18 protein-coding genes are annotated in these 14,844 nt (G+C 64.0%); 8 read left to right on the plus strand and 10 right to left on the minus strand.

Going from position 1 to position 14,844, the window contains the following annotated elements; translation table 11 throughout:
* Positions 1-50: 50 nt before the first annotated feature.
* Both F3J43_RS01640 and F3J43_RS01645 read right to left on the minus strand, forming a co-directional pair.
* On the minus strand, positions 51-803 hold the full coding sequence (locus F3J43_RS01640; protein WP_166883074.1) for a TerC family protein: 753 nt from the start codon (positions 801-803) through the stop codon (positions 51-53).
* Between the two features lie 29 nt (positions 804-832).
* Positions 833-1,084, minus strand: a complete 252-nt coding sequence (locus F3J43_RS01645; protein WP_166883075.1) for a hypothetical protein — start codon at positions 1,082-1,084, stop codon at positions 833-835.
* 132 nt (positions 1,085-1,216) lie between these two features.
* Between F3J43_RS01645 and nhaR the strand changes: the two genes are divergently transcribed.
* From nhaR to F3J43_RS01660, 3 genes are all read left to right on the plus strand, one after another.
* Entirely contained in the window at positions 1,217-2,110 is an 894-nt protein-coding gene (gene nhaR / locus F3J43_RS01650; RefSeq protein WP_166883076.1) for a transcriptional activator NhaR, read from the plus strand.
* 74 nt (positions 2,111-2,184) lie between these two features.
* The gene (gene sstT / locus F3J43_RS01655) at positions 2,185-3,396 is read left to right on the plus strand and encodes a serine/threonine transporter SstT (RefSeq protein ID WP_166883077.1); all 1,212 of its coding nucleotides are present in this window, start codon (positions 2,185-2,187) and stop codon (positions 3,394-3,396) included.
* A 128-nt stretch (positions 3,397-3,524) separates the two neighbouring features.
* The gene (locus tag F3J43_RS01660) at positions 3,525-4,172 is read left to right on the plus strand and encodes a YceH family protein (RefSeq protein WP_166883078.1); all 648 of its coding nucleotides are present in this window, start codon (positions 3,525-3,527) and stop codon (positions 4,170-4,172) included.
* A 1-nt stretch (position 4,173) separates the two neighbouring features.
* Here the strand turns inward: F3J43_RS01660 and F3J43_RS01665 are convergent, their stop codons facing one another.
* The 8 genes from F3J43_RS01665 to F3J43_RS01700 form a co-directional block, all read right to left on the minus strand.
* Positions 4,174-4,365 (minus strand): hypothetical protein, encoded by a 192-nt coding sequence (locus F3J43_RS01665; protein ID WP_166883079.1) that lies wholly within the window; start codon positions 4,363-4,365, stop codon positions 4,174-4,176.
* A gap of 129 nt (positions 4,366-4,494) precedes the next feature.
* Entirely contained in the window at positions 4,495-6,057 is a 1,563-nt protein-coding gene (ahpF, locus tag F3J43_RS01670) for an alkyl hydroperoxide reductase subunit F (RefSeq protein WP_166883080.1), read from the minus strand.
* Positions 6,058-6,182: 125 nt separating this feature from the next.
* Positions 6,183-6,746 (minus strand): alkyl hydroperoxide reductase subunit C, encoded by a 564-nt coding sequence (ahpC, locus tag F3J43_RS01675; RefSeq protein WP_060479900.1) that lies wholly within the window; start codon positions 6,744-6,746, stop codon positions 6,183-6,185.
* Between the two features lie 242 nt (positions 6,747-6,988).
* The gene (gorA, locus tag F3J43_RS01680) at positions 6,989-8,344 is read right to left on the minus strand and encodes a glutathione-disulfide reductase (RefSeq protein ID WP_166883081.1); all 1,356 of its coding nucleotides are present in this window, start codon (positions 8,342-8,344) and stop codon (positions 6,989-6,991) included.
* A gap of 99 nt (positions 8,345-8,443) precedes the next feature.
* Positions 8,444-9,283, minus strand: coding sequence for a UTP--glucose-1-phosphate uridylyltransferase GalU (galU, locus tag F3J43_RS01685; protein WP_166883082.1), 840 nt, complete (start codon positions 9,281-9,283; stop codon positions 8,444-8,446).
* A gap of 208 nt (positions 9,284-9,491) precedes the next feature.
* A complete protein-coding gene (locus F3J43_RS01690) occupies positions 9,492-10,406 on the minus strand; it encodes a c-type cytochrome (protein ID WP_166883083.1) in 915 nt (304 codons plus the stop codon).
* The gene (locus F3J43_RS01695; RefSeq protein ID WP_166883084.1) at positions 10,403-11,053 is read right to left on the minus strand and encodes a c-type cytochrome; all 651 of its coding nucleotides are present in this window, start codon (positions 11,051-11,053) and stop codon (positions 10,403-10,405) included. Before F3J43_RS01695 ends, F3J43_RS01690 begins: the two co-directional genes overlap by 4 nt.
* Positions 11,054-11,199: 146 nt before the next feature.
* Positions 11,200-11,559 (minus strand): hypothetical protein, encoded by a 360-nt coding sequence (locus F3J43_RS01700; RefSeq protein WP_166883085.1) that lies wholly within the window; start codon positions 11,557-11,559, stop codon positions 11,200-11,202.
* A 161-nt stretch (positions 11,560-11,720) separates the two neighbouring features.
* Here F3J43_RS01700 and F3J43_RS01705 point away from each other — a divergent pair, with 161 nt between their 5' ends.
* From F3J43_RS01705 to modB, 5 genes are all read left to right on the plus strand, one after another.
* Positions 11,721-12,023 (plus strand): DUF1883 domain-containing protein, encoded by a 303-nt coding sequence (locus tag F3J43_RS01705; RefSeq protein ID WP_050706249.1) that lies wholly within the window; start codon positions 11,721-11,723, stop codon positions 12,021-12,023.
* 7 nt (positions 12,024-12,030) lie between these two features.
* Positions 12,031-12,201 (plus strand): hypothetical protein, encoded by a 171-nt coding sequence (locus F3J43_RS01710; protein ID WP_166883086.1) that lies wholly within the window; start codon positions 12,031-12,033, stop codon positions 12,199-12,201.
* Positions 12,202-12,235: 34 nt separating this feature from the next.
* Positions 12,236-13,309 (plus strand): NAD(P)H-dependent flavin oxidoreductase, encoded by a 1,074-nt coding sequence (locus F3J43_RS01715; RefSeq protein ID WP_166883087.1) that lies wholly within the window; start codon positions 12,236-12,238, stop codon positions 13,307-13,309.
* A gap of 95 nt (positions 13,310-13,404) precedes the next feature.
* The gene (modA, locus tag F3J43_RS01720) at positions 13,405-14,163 is read left to right on the plus strand and encodes a molybdate ABC transporter substrate-binding protein (RefSeq protein WP_166883088.1); all 759 of its coding nucleotides are present in this window, start codon (positions 13,405-13,407) and stop codon (positions 14,161-14,163) included.
* The gene (modB, locus tag F3J43_RS01725) at positions 14,163-14,843 is read left to right on the plus strand and encodes a molybdate ABC transporter permease subunit (protein WP_166883089.1); all 681 of its coding nucleotides are present in this window, start codon (positions 14,163-14,165) and stop codon (positions 14,841-14,843) included. The genes modA and modB overlap by 1 nt, the downstream gene beginning before the upstream one ends.
* Position 14,844: the final 1 nt, after the last annotated feature.

Here is a 14,844-nt window from a genome sequence, read left to right on the forward strand (position 1 = left end):
GCCCGCGCCCGCATTCGCATGCAGACGCGGGCAGGCTCTCGCCGGTCGCGTCAGCCTTCGCCAGCCTCACGCTTGAGCCGCGCCCGACGCGCCATGATGTTGAGGATCTCGATGGCCGTCGAGAAGGCCATCGCCGCATACACATAGCCTTTCGGTACATGAGCCCCGAAACCTTCGGCGATCAGGGTCATGCCGATCATGATCAGGAAGCCCAGCGCCAACATCACCACGGTCGGGTTGTCGTTGATGAACTTCGCCAGCGGATCGGCCGCCACCAGCATCACGATCACGGCACTGATCACGGCGATGATCATGATCGGCAGGTGCTCGGTCATGCCTACCGCGGTGATGATGCTGTCCACCGAGAAGACGATATCCAGCAGCAGGATCTGCCCGATCGCCGCGGCGAAGCCCAGGGTGACCGTGGACCCCGCCTTGGACTCTTCCTTGGCACCGTGCGGGTCGACGCTTTCATGGATTTCCTTGGTCGCCTTCCATAGCAGGAACAGGCCACCGGCGATGAGGATCATGTCCTTCCACGAGAAGGCATGGCCGAACACCTCGACCACCGGCTCGGTCAGCTGGACGATCCAGGCCACCGTGCTGAGCAAGGCCAGGCGCATGACCAGGGCCATGCTGATACCGATACGGCGCGCCTTCGAGCGATACGCCTCGGGCAGCTTGTTGGTGAGGATGGAGATGAAGATCAGGTTGTCGATACCGAGCACGATCTCCATCGCCACCAGGGTGGCCAGGGCGACCCAGGCGGTAGGGCTTGCGGCTAGTTCCAGCAGATATTCCATGGGGCAGTCCTGTCTATCGGGTCGGAGGATCAGATGTCCTGGGTGGCTTTCTTGTCTTGCTTGTCCTGGCTGTCGCCGTCGGCCTGCTTGCCCTCGCCATGAATGGCCTCGCTCAAGGCCTGCTGGGCGGCGTCATGGGTCTTGTCGATGGCCTGCTTGGCCGATTCGGCCGCCTGGTCGAGCATCTGCTGGGCGGATTTCTCGGCCTGGTCGCAGCCACTGATGGCGAACAGTGCCAAGGCCAGTACCAGGGGTGTGCCGATGGATTTGAACTGCAGCATGGTGTCCTCGTTTGTCGATATCCCTGCGGCGCCCGTCGCGCCTGATGGATGGGCATTCTAGAGAGACTGAAACATCCAGAAAATTCGTATTTCCAGCGGTTATACTTCGGTTTTTACGAATCGGGACCCGTCATGCTCAACTACCGTCAGTTGCATTACTTCTGGGCTGTAGCAAAGACCGGAAGCATCGCCCGCGCCAGCGAGCAACTGAACCTGACGCCGCAGACCATCAGCGGCCAGATCAGCCTGTTCGAGCAGACCTGGAACCTGGAGCTGTTCCAGCGTGTCGGCCGCCAGCTGGAGCTGACCGAGACCGGCCGCCAGGCCCTGGTCTATGCCGAGCAGATGTTCCAGCTCGGTGGAGAGCTGGAGGCGATGCTGCGTGCCGGGCCGCAGGAACAGATCCTGTTCCGCGTCGGGGTCGCCGATGTCGTGCCCAAATCCATCGTCTACCGCTTGCTGGCACCGACCATGGAGCTGGAAGACGTGCTGCGGATCAACTGCCGCGAAGACAAGCTCGAACGCCTGCTGGCCGACCTGGCGATCCAGCGCCTGGACCTGGTGATCTCCGACAGCCCCATGCCCGTCCACCTGGATATCAAGGGCTACAGTCAGAAGCTCGGCGAGTGCGGCCTGAGCTTTTTCGCCACCCCCGCGCTGGCCGCAGGGCTAGAGCAGCCCTTCCCCGCCTGCCTGAACGATGCCCCGTTGCTGATCCCCGGGCAGGAAACCGTGGTGCGCAGCCGCCTGCTGCGCTGGCTGGCCGAGGAGCAGGTACAGCCGCGGATCGTCGGCGAATTCGATGACAGCGCGCTGATGCAAGCCTTCGGCCAGTCCGGCAGCGGTATCTTCGTCGCCCCCAGCGTGATCGCCGAGGAGGTCTGCCGGCAGTATGGCGTCTGCCTGATCGGGCAGACCGAAGCGGTCAACGAGTCGTTCTATGCCATTTCGGTGGAGCGCAAGGTCAAGCACCCGGGGATCGTGGCGATCACCGAAGGTGCCCGGCGGGAGCTGTTCCACTGGTGATACGGGCCTGGGTGGGGGCAGGTGCGGGTCTATGGTAAAGTCACGCCCTTTCACGTAACCGGATTGCGCTTCACATGACACCCATCCTCCGCCTGATCAACCGCACCGGCCTGGTGACGCAGATCTGCATCGGCCTGGCGGCCGGCATTCTCCTCGCCCTGTTCGCGCCGGCCGTGGCCCGTGACCTGGCGTTCCTCGGCAAGGTGTTCGTCAGCGCCCTGAAAGCCGTGGCACCGGTGCTGGTGTTCATCCTGGTGATGGCCTCGATCGCCAACCATCGCCATGGCCAGGAAACCCATATCCGGCCGATCCTCTGGCTGTACCTGCTGGGCACCTTCGCCGCCGCGGCGGTGGCCGTGGTCGCCAGCATGCTGTTCCCCTCGCACCTGGTACTGACCACCGGCGAGGCCTCGCTGAGCGCTCCCGGCGGCATCGCCGAGGTCATGCAGAACCTGCTGCTCAGCGCCGTGGACAACCCCGTCAACGCCTTGCTCAACGCCAACTTCATCGGCGTGCTGACCTGGGCCATCGGCCTGGGCGTGGCCCTGCGCCATGCCGGCGAGACCACCCGCACCGTGGTCGAGGACCTGTCCAACGGCGTCACCCTGATCGTGCGCGTGGTGATCCGCTTCGCCCCACTGGGGATCTTCGGCCTGGTCAGCTCGACCCTCGCCCAGTCCGGCTTGAGCGCGCTGCTGGGCTACCTGCACCTGCTCGGCGTGCTGATCGGCTGCATGCTGTTCGTGGCCCTGGTGATGAACCCGCTGATCGTGTTCTGGATGATCCGCCGCAACCCTTACCCGCTGACCCTGCTGTGCCTGCGCGAAAGCGGCATCACCGCATTCTTCACCCGCAGCTCGGCCGCCAATATCCCGGTCAACCTGGCACTGTCGGAGAAGCTCGGCCTGCACGAAGACACCTACTCGGTGTCGATCCCCCTGGGAGCGACCATCAACATGGCCGGCGCGGCGACGACCATTACCGTGCTGACCCTGGCGGCGGTACACACCTTGGGCATCGCTGTCGATCTGCCGACCGCGGTACTGCTGAGTGTGGTGGCGGCGGTCTGCGCCTGCGGCGCCTCGGGCGTGGCCGGCGGCTCGCTGCTGCTGATCCCGCTGGCCTGCAGTCTGTTCGGCATCCCCAGCGAAATCGCCATGCAAGTGGTCGCGGTCGGCTTCATCATCGGCGTCCTGCAGGATTCGGCGGAAACCGCGCTGAACTCGTCGACCGATGTGCTGTTCACCGCCGCTGCCTGCCAGGCCATGGAGCGGCGCGCCAGCTGAACCTCAGCGCGGTTCAAGCCCGCTGCCACGCCCAGCGGCAGCGAGCTTGAACCGCGCAAACCCGACGATTGCTTAAGCCAGGTGTATTACCTAGGCTAGTGGCCTTTTCCTCGCAACGAGACAGGGCCATGTCAGAACATGAAACCAGCGGCGAAGGCCGCTTCAGCAGCATCGAGATCCGTGTGCTCGGCGCGCTGATCGAGAAGCAGGCCACCAGCCCGGAAACCTACCCCCTGACCCTCAATGCCCTGGTCCTGGCCTGTAACCAGAAGACCAGCCGCGAACCCGTCATGAACCTCTCCCCCGGCCAGGTCGGCCAGGCCCTGCGCACCCTCGAGGGCCAGGACATGACACGCCTGCAGATGGGCAGCCGCGCCGACCGCTGGGAGCATCGGATGGACAAGGCGCTGGAACTGGTGCCGGCACAGTTGGTGCTGATGGGACTGATGTTCCTGCGCGGCCCTCAGACCCTCAACGAGCTGCTGACCCGCAGCAACCGCCTGCACGACTTTGACGACACCGAACAGATCCAGCATCAGCTGGAGCGCCTGGTCTCACGCGGCCTGGCCCTGCACCTGCCGCGCCAGGCCGGCCAACGCGAAGACCGTTACACCCATGCCCTCGGTGATCCAGCGGAAATCGAGGCGATCCTCGCCGCACGCCAACAGGAAGGTGGTGCGCGCGGCAGCGCCGGCAGCGTATCGGAAGAGCGCATCGAAGCGCTGGAGGCGCGGATCGCCGCGCTGGAAGCTCGCCTGGCGCAGCTCGAGGGCTGAGTCAGGGCGACTCCGGATCGGGGAAGTTGCGACAGCTCTTGCGCTCGGCCAACTCCCGCTCCGTGGGGCGCTGGTCGACGAACACGGTACGACCGTCGGCGTAGATTTCCAGGTAGCCCCAGTGCAGGTCCTGCTCCTGCTGCCCGGGCTGAGGTGGGACTAACCACCAGGGTTCGCGGCTGATCAGGGTCATGGGCGTGGCTCCGGATTGGCGTGCACTCATGATAGCCCCTGGCGCCATGACGCCATCGCGGGGCAAGCCCCCCCCCCACGCCGAACACAACATGGCGTGGGAGCGGGCTTGCCCCGCGATGGGCCGGACTCAGGCTGGCGCCGAAGTGCGGATCAGGTGGTCGAAGGCTGCCAGCGAGGCCTTGGCCCCCTCGCCCACGGCGATGACGATCTGCTTGTACGGCACCGTGGTCACGTCACCAGCGGCGAATACCCCCGGGATACTGGTCTGGCCCTTGGCGTCGACGATGATCTCGCCACGCGGCGACAGCTCGACGGTGCCCTTGAGCCAATCGGTATTCGGCAGCAGGCCGATCTGCACGAAGATGCCCTCCAGCGCCAGGTCATGGACCTGCTCGTTGGTACGATCCTTGTAGCGCAGGCCAGTGACCTTCTCGCCATTGCCAAGCACTTCGGTGGTCAGGGCGCTGGTGATCACCTTGACGTTCGGCAGGCTGTGCAACTTGCGCTGCAGCACGGCGTCGGCGCGCAACTGGCTGTCGAACTCGATCAGGGTCACCTGGGCGACGATACCGGCCAGGTCGATGGCCGCTTCCACGCCCGAGTTGCCGCCACCGATCACGGCCACGCGCTTGCCCTTGAACAAAGGGCCATCACAGTGCGGGCAGTAGGCCACGCCACGGGCGCGGTACTCCTGCTCGCCCGGTACATTCATTTCGCGCCAGCGGGCGCCGGTGGCGAGGATCACGGTCTTGGCCTTGAGCGAGGCACCGCCGGCCAGACGTACTTCGTGCAGACCGCCATCGGTGGCCGGAATCAGCGCTTCGCCACGCTGCAGGTTCATGATATCGACGTCGTACTGCTTGACGTGCTCCTCCAGTGCCGTGGCCAGCTTCGGCCCTTCGGTCTCCTGCACCGAGATGAAGTTCTCGATCGCCAGGGTGTCGAGCACCTGGCCGCCGAAGCGCTCGGCAGCCACACCGGTGCGGATGCCTTTACGCGCGGCATAGATGGCCGCTGCTGCGCCAGCGGGACCACCGCCGACCACCAGCACGTCGAACGCGTCCTTGGCATTGATCTTCTCGGCCTGACGGGCCCCGGCATTGGTGTCGAGCTTGCCGAGGATCTCCTCGAGCCCCATCCGGCCCTGGCCGAACACTTCACCGTTGAGGTAGATGCTCGGCACCGCCATGATCTTGCGGGCGTCGACTTCGTCCTGGAACAACGCGCCATCGATGGCCACATGGCGCACGTTGGGGTTGAGCACTGCCATCAGGTTCAGCGCCTGGACCACATCCGGGCAGTTCTGGCACGACAGCGAGAAATAGGTCTCGAAGGTGAATTCACCTTCCAGCCCCTGGATCTGTTCGATCACTTCGGCGCTGGCTTTGGAAGGGTGGCCGCCGACTTGCAGCAGCGCCAGCACCAGCGAGGTGAATTCGTGCCCCATGGGGATGCCGGCAAAGCGCAGGCTGATGTCGGCACCCGGGCGGTTCAGCGAGAACGAAGGGCGACGGACATCGCTGCCATCCGCGCTGAAGGTAATGAGGTTCGACAGGCTGGCGATCTCCACCAGCAGGTCGTGCAATTCGCGGGACTTCGCGCCGTCGTCGAGGGAAGCAACGATCTCGATCGGCTGGGTGACCCGCTCCAGGTAGGTTTTCAGTTGCGATTTAAGCGTGGCGTCCAACATACGGGCGATTCCTTTTTCAAAACTCGGATACAAAAACGCCCAGGCGAGCTCGCCCGGGCGTTCTTACGGGGCGGTGGGTAGTTCAGCTTTGGCGGCTATCCACCGCCCGCGACGTGCGCATCGGCTTAGATCTTGCCGACCAGGTCCAGCGACGGCGCCAGGGTGGCTTCGCCTTCTTTCCACTTGGCCGGGCAGACTTCGCCTGGGTGGGCAGCGACGTACTGGGCAGCCTTGACCTTGCGCAGCAGCTCGGTTGCGTCACGGCCGACACCACCGTCGTTCAGCTCGACGATCTTGATCTGGCCTTCCGGGTTGATCACGAAGGTACCGCGATCGGCCAGGCCGGCTTCTTCGATCAGCACGTCGAAGTTGCGCGAAATGACGTGGGTCGGGTCACCGATCAGTGGGTACTGGATCTTGCCGATGGTGTCCGAGGTGTCATGCCAGGCTTTGTGGGTGAAGTGGGTGTCGGTGGACACGCCGTAGATCTCGACGCCCAGTTTCTGGAACTCGGCGTAGTTGTCGGCCAGGTCACCCAGTTCGGTCGGGCAGACGAAAGTGAAGTCGGCTGGGTAGAAGAATACGACGGACCACTTGCCCTTGAGGTCGGCTTCGCTGACCTGGACGAACTCGCCCTTGTGGTAGGCGGTAGCGTTGAACGGTTTGACCTGGCTGTTGATGATTGGCATGAGAGACGCTCCTTCATGGGATTGAAATCAGTTGACGGAGAGAATCCTAACCGCCAGTCCCGATAAAGGCTCATTGGCAAAGCTCATGCTGATGATTGGTTTTGGCTATAAGGCGGGATTATTAATAGAAGGGATCGGGCTGAGCAAAGGATTGCGCGAGCCAAACGGCATCGCGGGGCAAGCCCACTCCCACGCAGGGTTGGCGTGGGAGCAGGCTTGCCCCGCGATCAGGCTCGGGCGGATCAGCGGGTAGCGGTGCGCAGGGTGACGAACTCTTCGGCGGCAGTCGGGTGCACGCCAATGGTCTCGTCGAACTGCTGCTTGGTCGCCCCGGCCTTGAGGGCGATGCCCAGGCCCTGGATGATCTCGCCAGCGTCCGGCCCGACCATGTGGCAGCCCAGTACCTTGTCGGTCTCGGCATCGACCACCAGCTTCATCAGGGTCTTCTCCTGGATGTCGGTGAGGGTCAGCTTCATGGCGCGGAAACGGCTCTCGAAGATCTGCACCTTGTGTCCGGCCTGCAGCGCCTGCTCTTCGCTCAGGCCCACCGTGCCAATTGGCGGCTGGCTGAACACTGCGGTGGGAATGTTCTGGTAGTCCACCGGACGATACTGCTCAGGCTTGAACAACCGACGGGCCACGGCCATGCCTTCGGCCAGCGCCACCGGGGTGAGCTGTACGCGACCGATCACATCGCCGATCGCCAGCACCGAAGGTTCGGTGGTGCGGTATTGCTCGTCGACGCGGATGAAGCCGCGCTCATCCAGCTCCACGCCGGTGTTCTCCAGCCCCAGGTTGTCCAGCATCGGCCGGCGACCGGTGGCGTAGAACACGCAGTCGGCGACCAGTTCGCGGCCGTCCTTGAGGGTGGCCTTCAGGCTGCCATCGTCGAGCTTGTCGATACGCTGGATATCGGCATTGAACTGCAGGTCCATGCCACGCTTTTCCAGCTCTTCCTTCAGGTGCGTGCGCACCGAGCCGTCGAAGCCACGCAGGAACAGGTCGCCGCGGTACAGCAGCGTGGTGTCGGCGCCCAGGCCCTGGAAGATCCCGGCGAACTCCACGGCGATGTAGCCTCCACCGACCACCAGCACGCGACGCGGCAGGTCCTTGAGGTAGAACGCCTCGTTGGAGGTGATCGCCAGCTCCTTGCCCGGAATGTCCGGCACCTGTGGCCAGCCACCGGTGGCGATGAGGATGTGCTCGGCGGTGTAGCGCTGCCCCTCCACTTCCACTTCGTGCGCGCCGGTCATGCGGGCATGGCCGGTCAGCAGGGTCACCCCGCTGTTGACCAACAGGTTGCGGTAGATACCGTTGAGGCGCTCGATCTCGCGGTTCTTGTTGGCGATCAGGGTACCCCAGTCGAAGTGCCCCTCTTCCAAGGTCCAGCCGAAACCGGCAGCCTGTTCCAGTTCGTCGGCGACATGGGCGCCGTACACCAGCAGTTTTTTCGGCACGCAACCGACGTTGACGCAGGTACCACCGAGGTAGCGGCTCTCGGCCACCGCCACCTTGGCTCCGAAGCCCGCGGCGAAACGCGCCGCGCGCACACCGCCGGAACCGGCGCCAATCACGAACAGATCAAAATCGTAGGCCATGTATTCAGTCTCCTAGGCAGGCGCCCAGCATAGCGCCGTTGCTCGTCGCAAACAAAAAAGCCACCCCGAAGGGTGGCTCCTTGAACCCGCAGTGGCGTATCAGTACGCCTTGCCGGCCTTGTAGAAGTGTTCGAAGCAGAAGTTGGTCGCCTCGATGTAGCCTTCGGCGCCACCGCAATCGAAACGCTTGCCCTTGAACTTGTAGGCAATCACGTTGCCTTCGGCAGCCTGCTTCATCAGCGCGTCGGTGATCTGGATCTCGCCACCCTTGCCCGGTTCGGTCTGCTCGATCTTCTCGAAGATGTCCGGGGTCAGGATGTAGCGACCGATGATCGCCAGGTTCGACGGAGCGTCCTCGGGCTTCGGCTTCTCGACCATGGCGTCGACGCGGAAGATGCCGTCCTTGATCTCTTCACCGGCGATGACGCCATACTTGTTGGTTTCCTGCGGGTCGACTTCCTGGATGGCGACGATCGAGCAGCGGTATTTCTTGTACAGCGCAACCATCTGCGCAAGCACACCTTCGCCTTCGAGGTTGACACACAGGTCGTCGGCCAGCACCACGGCGAACGGTTCGTCGCCGATCAGCGGACGGCCGGTGAGGATGGCATGACCCAGGCCTTTCATTTCGGTCTGGCGGGTATAGGAGAACGAGCACTCGTCGAGCAGGCGGCGGATGCCGACCAGGTATTTCTCCTTGTCGGTGCCCTTGATCTGGGTTTCCAGCTCATAGCTGATGTCGAAGTGGTCTTCCAGCGCGCGCTTGCCGCGGCCGGTGACGATGGAGATCTCGTTCAGACCAGCATCCAATGCTTCTTCAACGCCATACTGGATCAGTGGCTTGTTGACCACCGGCAGCATTTCCTTGGGCATGGCTTTGGTAGCAGGCAGGAAGCGGGTGCCGTAGCCGGCTGCCGGGAACAAGCATTTTTTGATCATAAACGTCCTTAACAAGGGCTTAGCGTACGAAATTCGGCGCAGTCTAATCAGGCGGCGATCACCTTACAATGCCCCGCCCACACCTGGCCGATGCCATCATAGAGATATCTCAGTGTAGATAGTTCCGGGCAAGCGCAAATTTCACCTGCGCCTGGCGCTTTCACCCGGCCGATGTGGCCGCAGGTACCCACCTGCGACCACCTCTGCATCACCCCCCGGTGCCCTGGCCGATCAGCACCCCGTCCACTTTCTGCCCATAGAGGTTGACCCCGTCGTTGGCATGGAACTTCTGCCGGGTCTTCTCGATGGAGCCCTCGACCAGGCGCGGATCCTGGGGGCGCTCATGGCGATTGACCCAGGCCGCCACGTCCCAGGCCTGCTGGTCGCTCAGGCTGCCAGGCTTGCCCAGCGGCATGTTGTACTTGATGAACGACGCGGCGGTGTTGATCCGGTGCATACCCGCACCCCAGTTGTAGGAATCCTTGCCCCACAACGGCGGCATCACGTACTCGCCGGCTACCTTCTGCCCTTCTCCGTCATTGCCGTGGCAGATCGCACATTGCGCCTGGTACACCTGCTGGCCTCGTTTCAGGTCATAGCCACTGGCAGGTTTCGGCACCTCCGGATAGCCACGCCCGGCGATCTCCACAGCGGTCGGAGCCTGGGTCGAGAGCCAGTAGGCATAGACGCTCAGCGCCGTCATCTGTGGGCTGTCGGCCGCCGGCGGCTTGCCGTTCATGCTGAACTGGAAGCAGCCCTGGATGCGTTCGGCGAACGTGTTGACCTTGTCGTTCTTCTTGCGATAGGCCGGATACATCGGGTAGGCGCCCCACAGCGGAGCGGAGTGCGCCAGGCGGCCCTGATCGAGGTGGCAGTTGCTGCAGTTCATGCCATTGCCGACCGCCTCGGGCATCAACCGACGGGTGTCGACGAACAGCGCATGGCCTTCGCGGATCATCTTGCCGAAGGCATTGTCGGGAATGCTGCTTTCCGCCGGCGGCACGAACTGCGGGGCGGCCTGGGCGTCGGGAACCTTGAGCTGGGACTGGTCTTCCATGGCGATAGGCGTCGCCTGGGCACTGCCCGTGGCGATCAGCAGCAGGGCTGGCATCAGGGTCTTCATGGCTTGACCTCCTGGCGGGCCGAATGAGCGAAGTACTCGGCGATGGCCTTGACCTCGGCGTCGGTCATGGCCTTGGCCACATTGACCATCAACTGGTTCGGGTCATTGCTGCGACTGCCATCGCGCCAGGCATTGAGCTGGCCGGCCAGATAGGTGGCCGACTGCCCGGCCAGGGGAGGAAAGTGCTCGCCGACACCACTGCCGCCCGGACCATGGCACTGCACACAGCCCGGAATCTGCCGGCTCCAGTCCCCGTAGAGTGCCAGGCGGGTGACCGGATCGCTGGCGATCTGCTGGCGACGCGTATCTGGCGCAGGATCGGCAGGCAATTTCGCCATGTAGGCACTGACCGCCTCGATCTCGCGGTCGTCCAGCGCCTTGGCCAGTGGCTCCATCACCGCCTGCTTGCGGCTGCCGCTGCGAAAGTCCTGCAATTGCTTGGCGAGGTAGCCGGCGGGCAGCCCGGCAAGTCGAGGGAAGCCGGCAGCATCGATGCCCTTGCCATCCGGACCATGGCAGCCCATGCAGGCCATGGCGGCGGGGTTCTGCCCGCCCTGGTTGAAGATTTTCTGGCCGTCGGCGCCATGCGCCGCGGGCCAGGCCAGGATCAGCAGGCTGCCGATCGTGACGCGACTGAGGGTTCTCATCAGATGGACTCCCTTTCCTTGTTATAAGCTTAGGCTCAAACGATATAAGCCAAGAAAATACTAGGCCTATTCCCCGGCATGCGACAACGTGTCACCGGGCAGGAATGTGGCAATCCGCCAGCTAATTGCGAATTTACTGCGCTGGATCAAGAACCCGAGATGCACTCGGTCGCCGAGGTGCGAACGTCACCCAGGCGCAGCGGGAAGTTGTTCAACCGCTCGTAGACTTTGATCGCGCTGCCGCTGCCGCGCTTGTCGATGTCCAGCAGCGCCGCCGGGCCGGCACCGGCTGTCAGCTTCTGCGGCACGATCAGGCGCAGGCCGCTGCCATGAGCCTCTTCCTGCAGCGGATCACGGGTGTCGGCCAACTTGCGCTTGACGCAATCGGCGTACTCGCGGGGCGTCTTGCCGGACATCACGTTCAACGTTTCGCGGGATTGCTCCAGCTCCTCCACGCTGACGCATCCCCCCAATGCCAGCACCATCGCCGCCACCATCCATTTCATGCATGCCATCTCCCAAGTCAAAGTCCATCTGTGACCACGCCGTGGACGATTTGCTCCGTGTCCTGGCAGAAATATCCCTGGGCAGGTACGCCAGCGCGCAAGCCCCCCCCTACATCGTGATATCGTTCGCCTTTGCAGAACCAATCCTTGCGGAGCACCCCATGAAATTCGTACACCAGCGCGAGCACCTGAACGAGGACGACATCGTCGTCATCGAGTGCTCCCAGCGCTGCAACATCCGCCTGATGAACGACGCCAACTTCCGCAGCTTCAAGAACGGCGGGCGCCACACCTACCACGGTGGTCACTTCGAACGGTTCCCGGCGAAGATCACCGTGCCCAGCACCGGTTTCTGGAACATCACCATCGACACCGTCACCACCCGCCCGATCTCGGTGACGCGCAAGCCGGCCTTGAGCCACAAGATCAAGATCATTCGACGCTCGTCGTCGAAACTCGGATGACCCACGCATGACCCAGACCATCAAGTATGTGATCAAGTACAAGCTCGACGGCGCGCGCCGTTGGGATTTCGCCCAGATGCCCGACGCCTCCCTCGAACAGGCCAAGGAAGCCCTGCGCAAGATCCACGGCGACGACGCCGAGAAGATCTCCGACATTCAGGTCAGCAAGGCCCTGTAATCACGCCCGATCCGTCGCACTCAAGGAGTCGCCCATGAGCACCTGGCAAGACCGCCGCATCCTCGACCTGCTGGGCATCGAGGTGCCCATTCTCCAGGCGCCCATGGCCGGCGCCACCGGTTCGGCGATGGCCATCGCCGTGGGCAATGCCGGTGGCCTGGGCGCCCTGCCCTGCGCCATGCTTGGCCTCGACCAGGTGCGCACCGAGATCGCGACCTTTCGCGCCGCCTGCCAGGGCCCGTTGAACCTCAACTTCTTCTGCCACCAGCCTCCCATGCCGGATGCGCAGGGCGACGCGCGCTGGAAGCAGGCACTCCAACCTTACTACCAAGAGGTCGGCGCCGACTTCGAGGCGCCGACGCCGGTGTCCAACCGCGCGCCATTCGACGAGCACAGCTGCCAGCTGGTGGAGCAACTGCGTCCGCAGGTCGTCAGCTTTCACTTCGGCCTGCCCGCCCCTGACTTGCTGCAACGGGTCAAGGCCAGCGGCGCCAAGGTGCTCTCCAGCGCCACCACCGTGGAAGAGGCCCGGTGGCTCGAGGAGCACGGCTGCGACGCGATCATCGCCATGGGTTACGAAGCCGGCGGTCATCGCGGCATGTTCCTGAGCACCGACATCACCAGCCAGATCGGCACCCTGGCCCTGGTGCCACAAGTGGTCGACGCCGTGCGCGTACCGGTGATCGCCGCAGGTGGCATCGCCGACCACCGCGGCCTGCTCGCCGCGCTCGCCCTCGGTGCCTCGGCGGTGCAGATCGGCACCGCCTACCTGTTCTGTCCCGAAGCCAAGGTCTCCCCCGCTCACCGCCACGCCCTGGACAGCGCCCCTGCCAGCGACACCGCGCTGACCAACCTGTTCACCGGCCGCCCGGCGCGAGGCATCAACAACCGCCTCATGCGTGAACTGGGGCCGATGAGCGACCTGGCCCCGCGCTTTCCCCTGGCCGGCGGCGCACTGATGCCGTTGCGTGCGATCACCGACCCACAAGGGAACAGCGACTTCAGCAACCTTTGGTCTGGCCAGGCCCTGCGCCTGGGCCGGCACCTGCCCGCCGGCGAGCTGACCCGGGAGATTGCCGCGCAGGCGCTGAAAAAACTGACTCTCTGATCAAGAAACAATCGAGACGGCTCTTCCCGACGGATGGCTTATCGCTATATATTCCGCACCATAACGATAACCCGTCGTCCCTAGGAGCCGTTCGCATGCGTATTCGCCTGTCCCACTTGGCCATCAGCGCCTTGGCCACCCTGATCAGCGTCAACAGTGCCCTCGCCGACGAGGTCCAGGTGGCCGTCGCGGCCAACTTCACCGCGCCGATCCAGGCCATCGCCAAGGACTTCGAGAAAGACACCGGCCACAAGCTGGTCGCCGCCTATGGCGCCACCGGCCAGTTCTATGCACAGATCAAGAACGGTGCACCGTTCGAGGTGTTCCTGGCCGCCGACGACAGCACCCCGGCCAAGCTCGAGCAGGAAAAAGAGATCGTCGAAGGCTCGCGCTTCACCTACGCCATCGGCACCCTGGCCCTGTGGTCGGCCAAGCCCGGTTACGTCGATGCCAAGGGCGAAGTGCTGAAGAAGAACGCCTACAAGCACCTGTCCATCGCCAACCCGAAGGCCGCTCCCTATGGCCTGGCTGCCACCCAGGTGCTGGACAAGCTCGGCCTGACCGACGCCACCAAGGCCAAGATCGTCGAAGGCCAGAACATCACCCAGGCCTTCCAGTTCGTCTCCACCGGCAATGCCGAGCTGGGCTTCGTCGCCCTGTCGCAGATCTACAAGGACGGCAAGGTCAGCGAAGGCTCGGCGTGGATCGTCCCGGCCAACCTGCACGAGCCGATCCGCCAGGATGCAGTGATCCTCAACAAGGGCAAGGACAACCCAGCCGCCAAGGCCCTGGTCGATTACCTCAAGGGGCCGAAGGCGGCTGCGGTGATCAAGTCCTATGGCTATGAAATCTGATGCCGCTCGATGCCAGTGACCTGGGCGCCATCTGGCTGACCCTCAAGCTGGCCAGCCTGACCACGGCGATCCTGCTGGTGGTGGGCACGCCCATCGCCTGGTGGCTGGCGCGAACCCGCTCGTGGCTGCGCGGGCCGATCGGCGCGGTGGTGGCATTGCCGCTGGTGCTGCCACCGACGGTGATCGGCTTCTACCTGCTGTTGCTGCTCGGCCCTCACGGCTGGGTCGGCCAGGCGACCCAGGCCCTGGGCCTGGGCAGCGTGGTATTCAGTTTCGCCGGGCTGGTGATCGGCTCGGTGGTGTACTCCATGCCGTTCGTGGTGCAACCGTTGCAGAACGCCTTCGGCGCCATCGGCCAGCGCCCGCTGGAGGTAGCCGCGACGCTACGTGCCAGCCCCTGGGACACGTTCATTCACGTGGTCCTGCCGCTGGCCCGCCCTGGCTTCATTACGGCCAGTATTCTCGGCTTCGCCCACACCGTGGGTGAGTTTGGCGTGGTGCTGATGATTGGCGGCAACATCCCCGACAAGACCCGCGTGGTCTCGGTGCAGATCTTCGATCACGTCGAGGCCATGGAATACACCCAGGCCCATTGGCTGGCCGGGGCCATGCTGGTGTTCTCCTTCCTGGTGCTGCTGATGCTCTATGCCGGCCGCCGTGGCAAGGCTGGCTGGAGCTGAA

This window comes from Pantoea sp. Cy-639 (genome assembly GCF_011752525.1).
GTDB lineage: Bacteria > Pseudomonadota > Gammaproteobacteria > Pseudomonadales > Pseudomonadaceae > Aquipseudomonas.

Bases quoted from the DNA above. Each gene is read 5' to 3' on its own strand.
- F3J43_RS01640 (WP_166883074.1), bottom strand. From the start codon at position 803: ATGGAATATCTGCTGGAACTAGCCGCAAGCCCTACCGCCTGGGTCGCC.
- F3J43_RS01645 (WP_166883075.1), bottom strand. From the start codon at position 1,084: ATGCTGCAGTTCAAATCCATCGGCACACCCCTGGTACTGGCCTTGGCA.
- nhaR (WP_166883076.1), top strand. From the start codon at position 1,217: ATGCTCAACTACCGTCAGTTGCATTACTTCTGGGCTGTAGCAAAGACC.
- sstT (WP_166883077.1), top strand. From the start codon at position 2,185: ATGACACCCATCCTCCGCCTGATCAACCGCACCGGCCTGGTGACGCAG.
- F3J43_RS01660 (WP_166883078.1), top strand. From the start codon at position 3,525: ATGTCAGAACATGAAACCAGCGGCGAAGGCCGCTTCAGCAGCATCGAG.
- F3J43_RS01665 (WP_166883079.1), bottom strand. From the start codon at position 4,365: ATGACCCTGATCAGCCGCGAACCCTGGTGGTTAGTCCCACCTCAGCCC.
- ahpF (WP_166883080.1), bottom strand. From the start codon at position 6,057: ATGTTGGACGCCACGCTTAAATCGCAACTGAAAACCTACCTGGAGCGG.
- ahpC (WP_060479900.1), bottom strand. From the start codon at position 6,746: ATGCCAATCATCAACAGCCAGGTCAAACCGTTCAACGCTACCGCCTAC.
- gorA (WP_166883081.1), bottom strand. From the start codon at position 8,344: ATGGCCTACGATTTTGATCTGTTCGTGATTGGCGCCGGTTCCGGCGGT.
- galU (WP_166883082.1), bottom strand. From the start codon at position 9,283: ATGATCAAAAAATGCTTGTTCCCGGCAGCCGGCTACGGCACCCGCTTC.
- F3J43_RS01690 (WP_166883083.1), bottom strand. From the start codon at position 10,406: ATGAAGACCCTGATGCCAGCCCTGCTGCTGATCGCCACGGGCAGTGCC.
- F3J43_RS01695 (WP_166883084.1), bottom strand. From the start codon at position 11,053: ATGAGAACCCTCAGTCGCGTCACGATCGGCAGCCTGCTGATCCTGGCC.
- F3J43_RS01700 (WP_166883085.1), bottom strand. From the start codon at position 11,559: ATGAAATGGATGGTGGCGGCGATGGTGCTGGCATTGGGGGGATGCGTC.
- F3J43_RS01705 (WP_050706249.1), top strand. From the start codon at position 11,721: ATGAAATTCGTACACCAGCGCGAGCACCTGAACGAGGACGACATCGTC.
- F3J43_RS01710 (WP_166883086.1), top strand. From the start codon at position 12,031: ATGACCCAGACCATCAAGTATGTGATCAAGTACAAGCTCGACGGCGCG.
- F3J43_RS01715 (WP_166883087.1), top strand. From the start codon at position 12,236: ATGAGCACCTGGCAAGACCGCCGCATCCTCGACCTGCTGGGCATCGAG.
- modA (WP_166883088.1), top strand. From the start codon at position 13,405: ATGCGTATTCGCCTGTCCCACTTGGCCATCAGCGCCTTGGCCACCCTG.
- modB (WP_166883089.1), top strand. From the start codon at position 14,163: ATGCCGCTCGATGCCAGTGACCTGGGCGCCATCTGGCTGACCCTCAAG.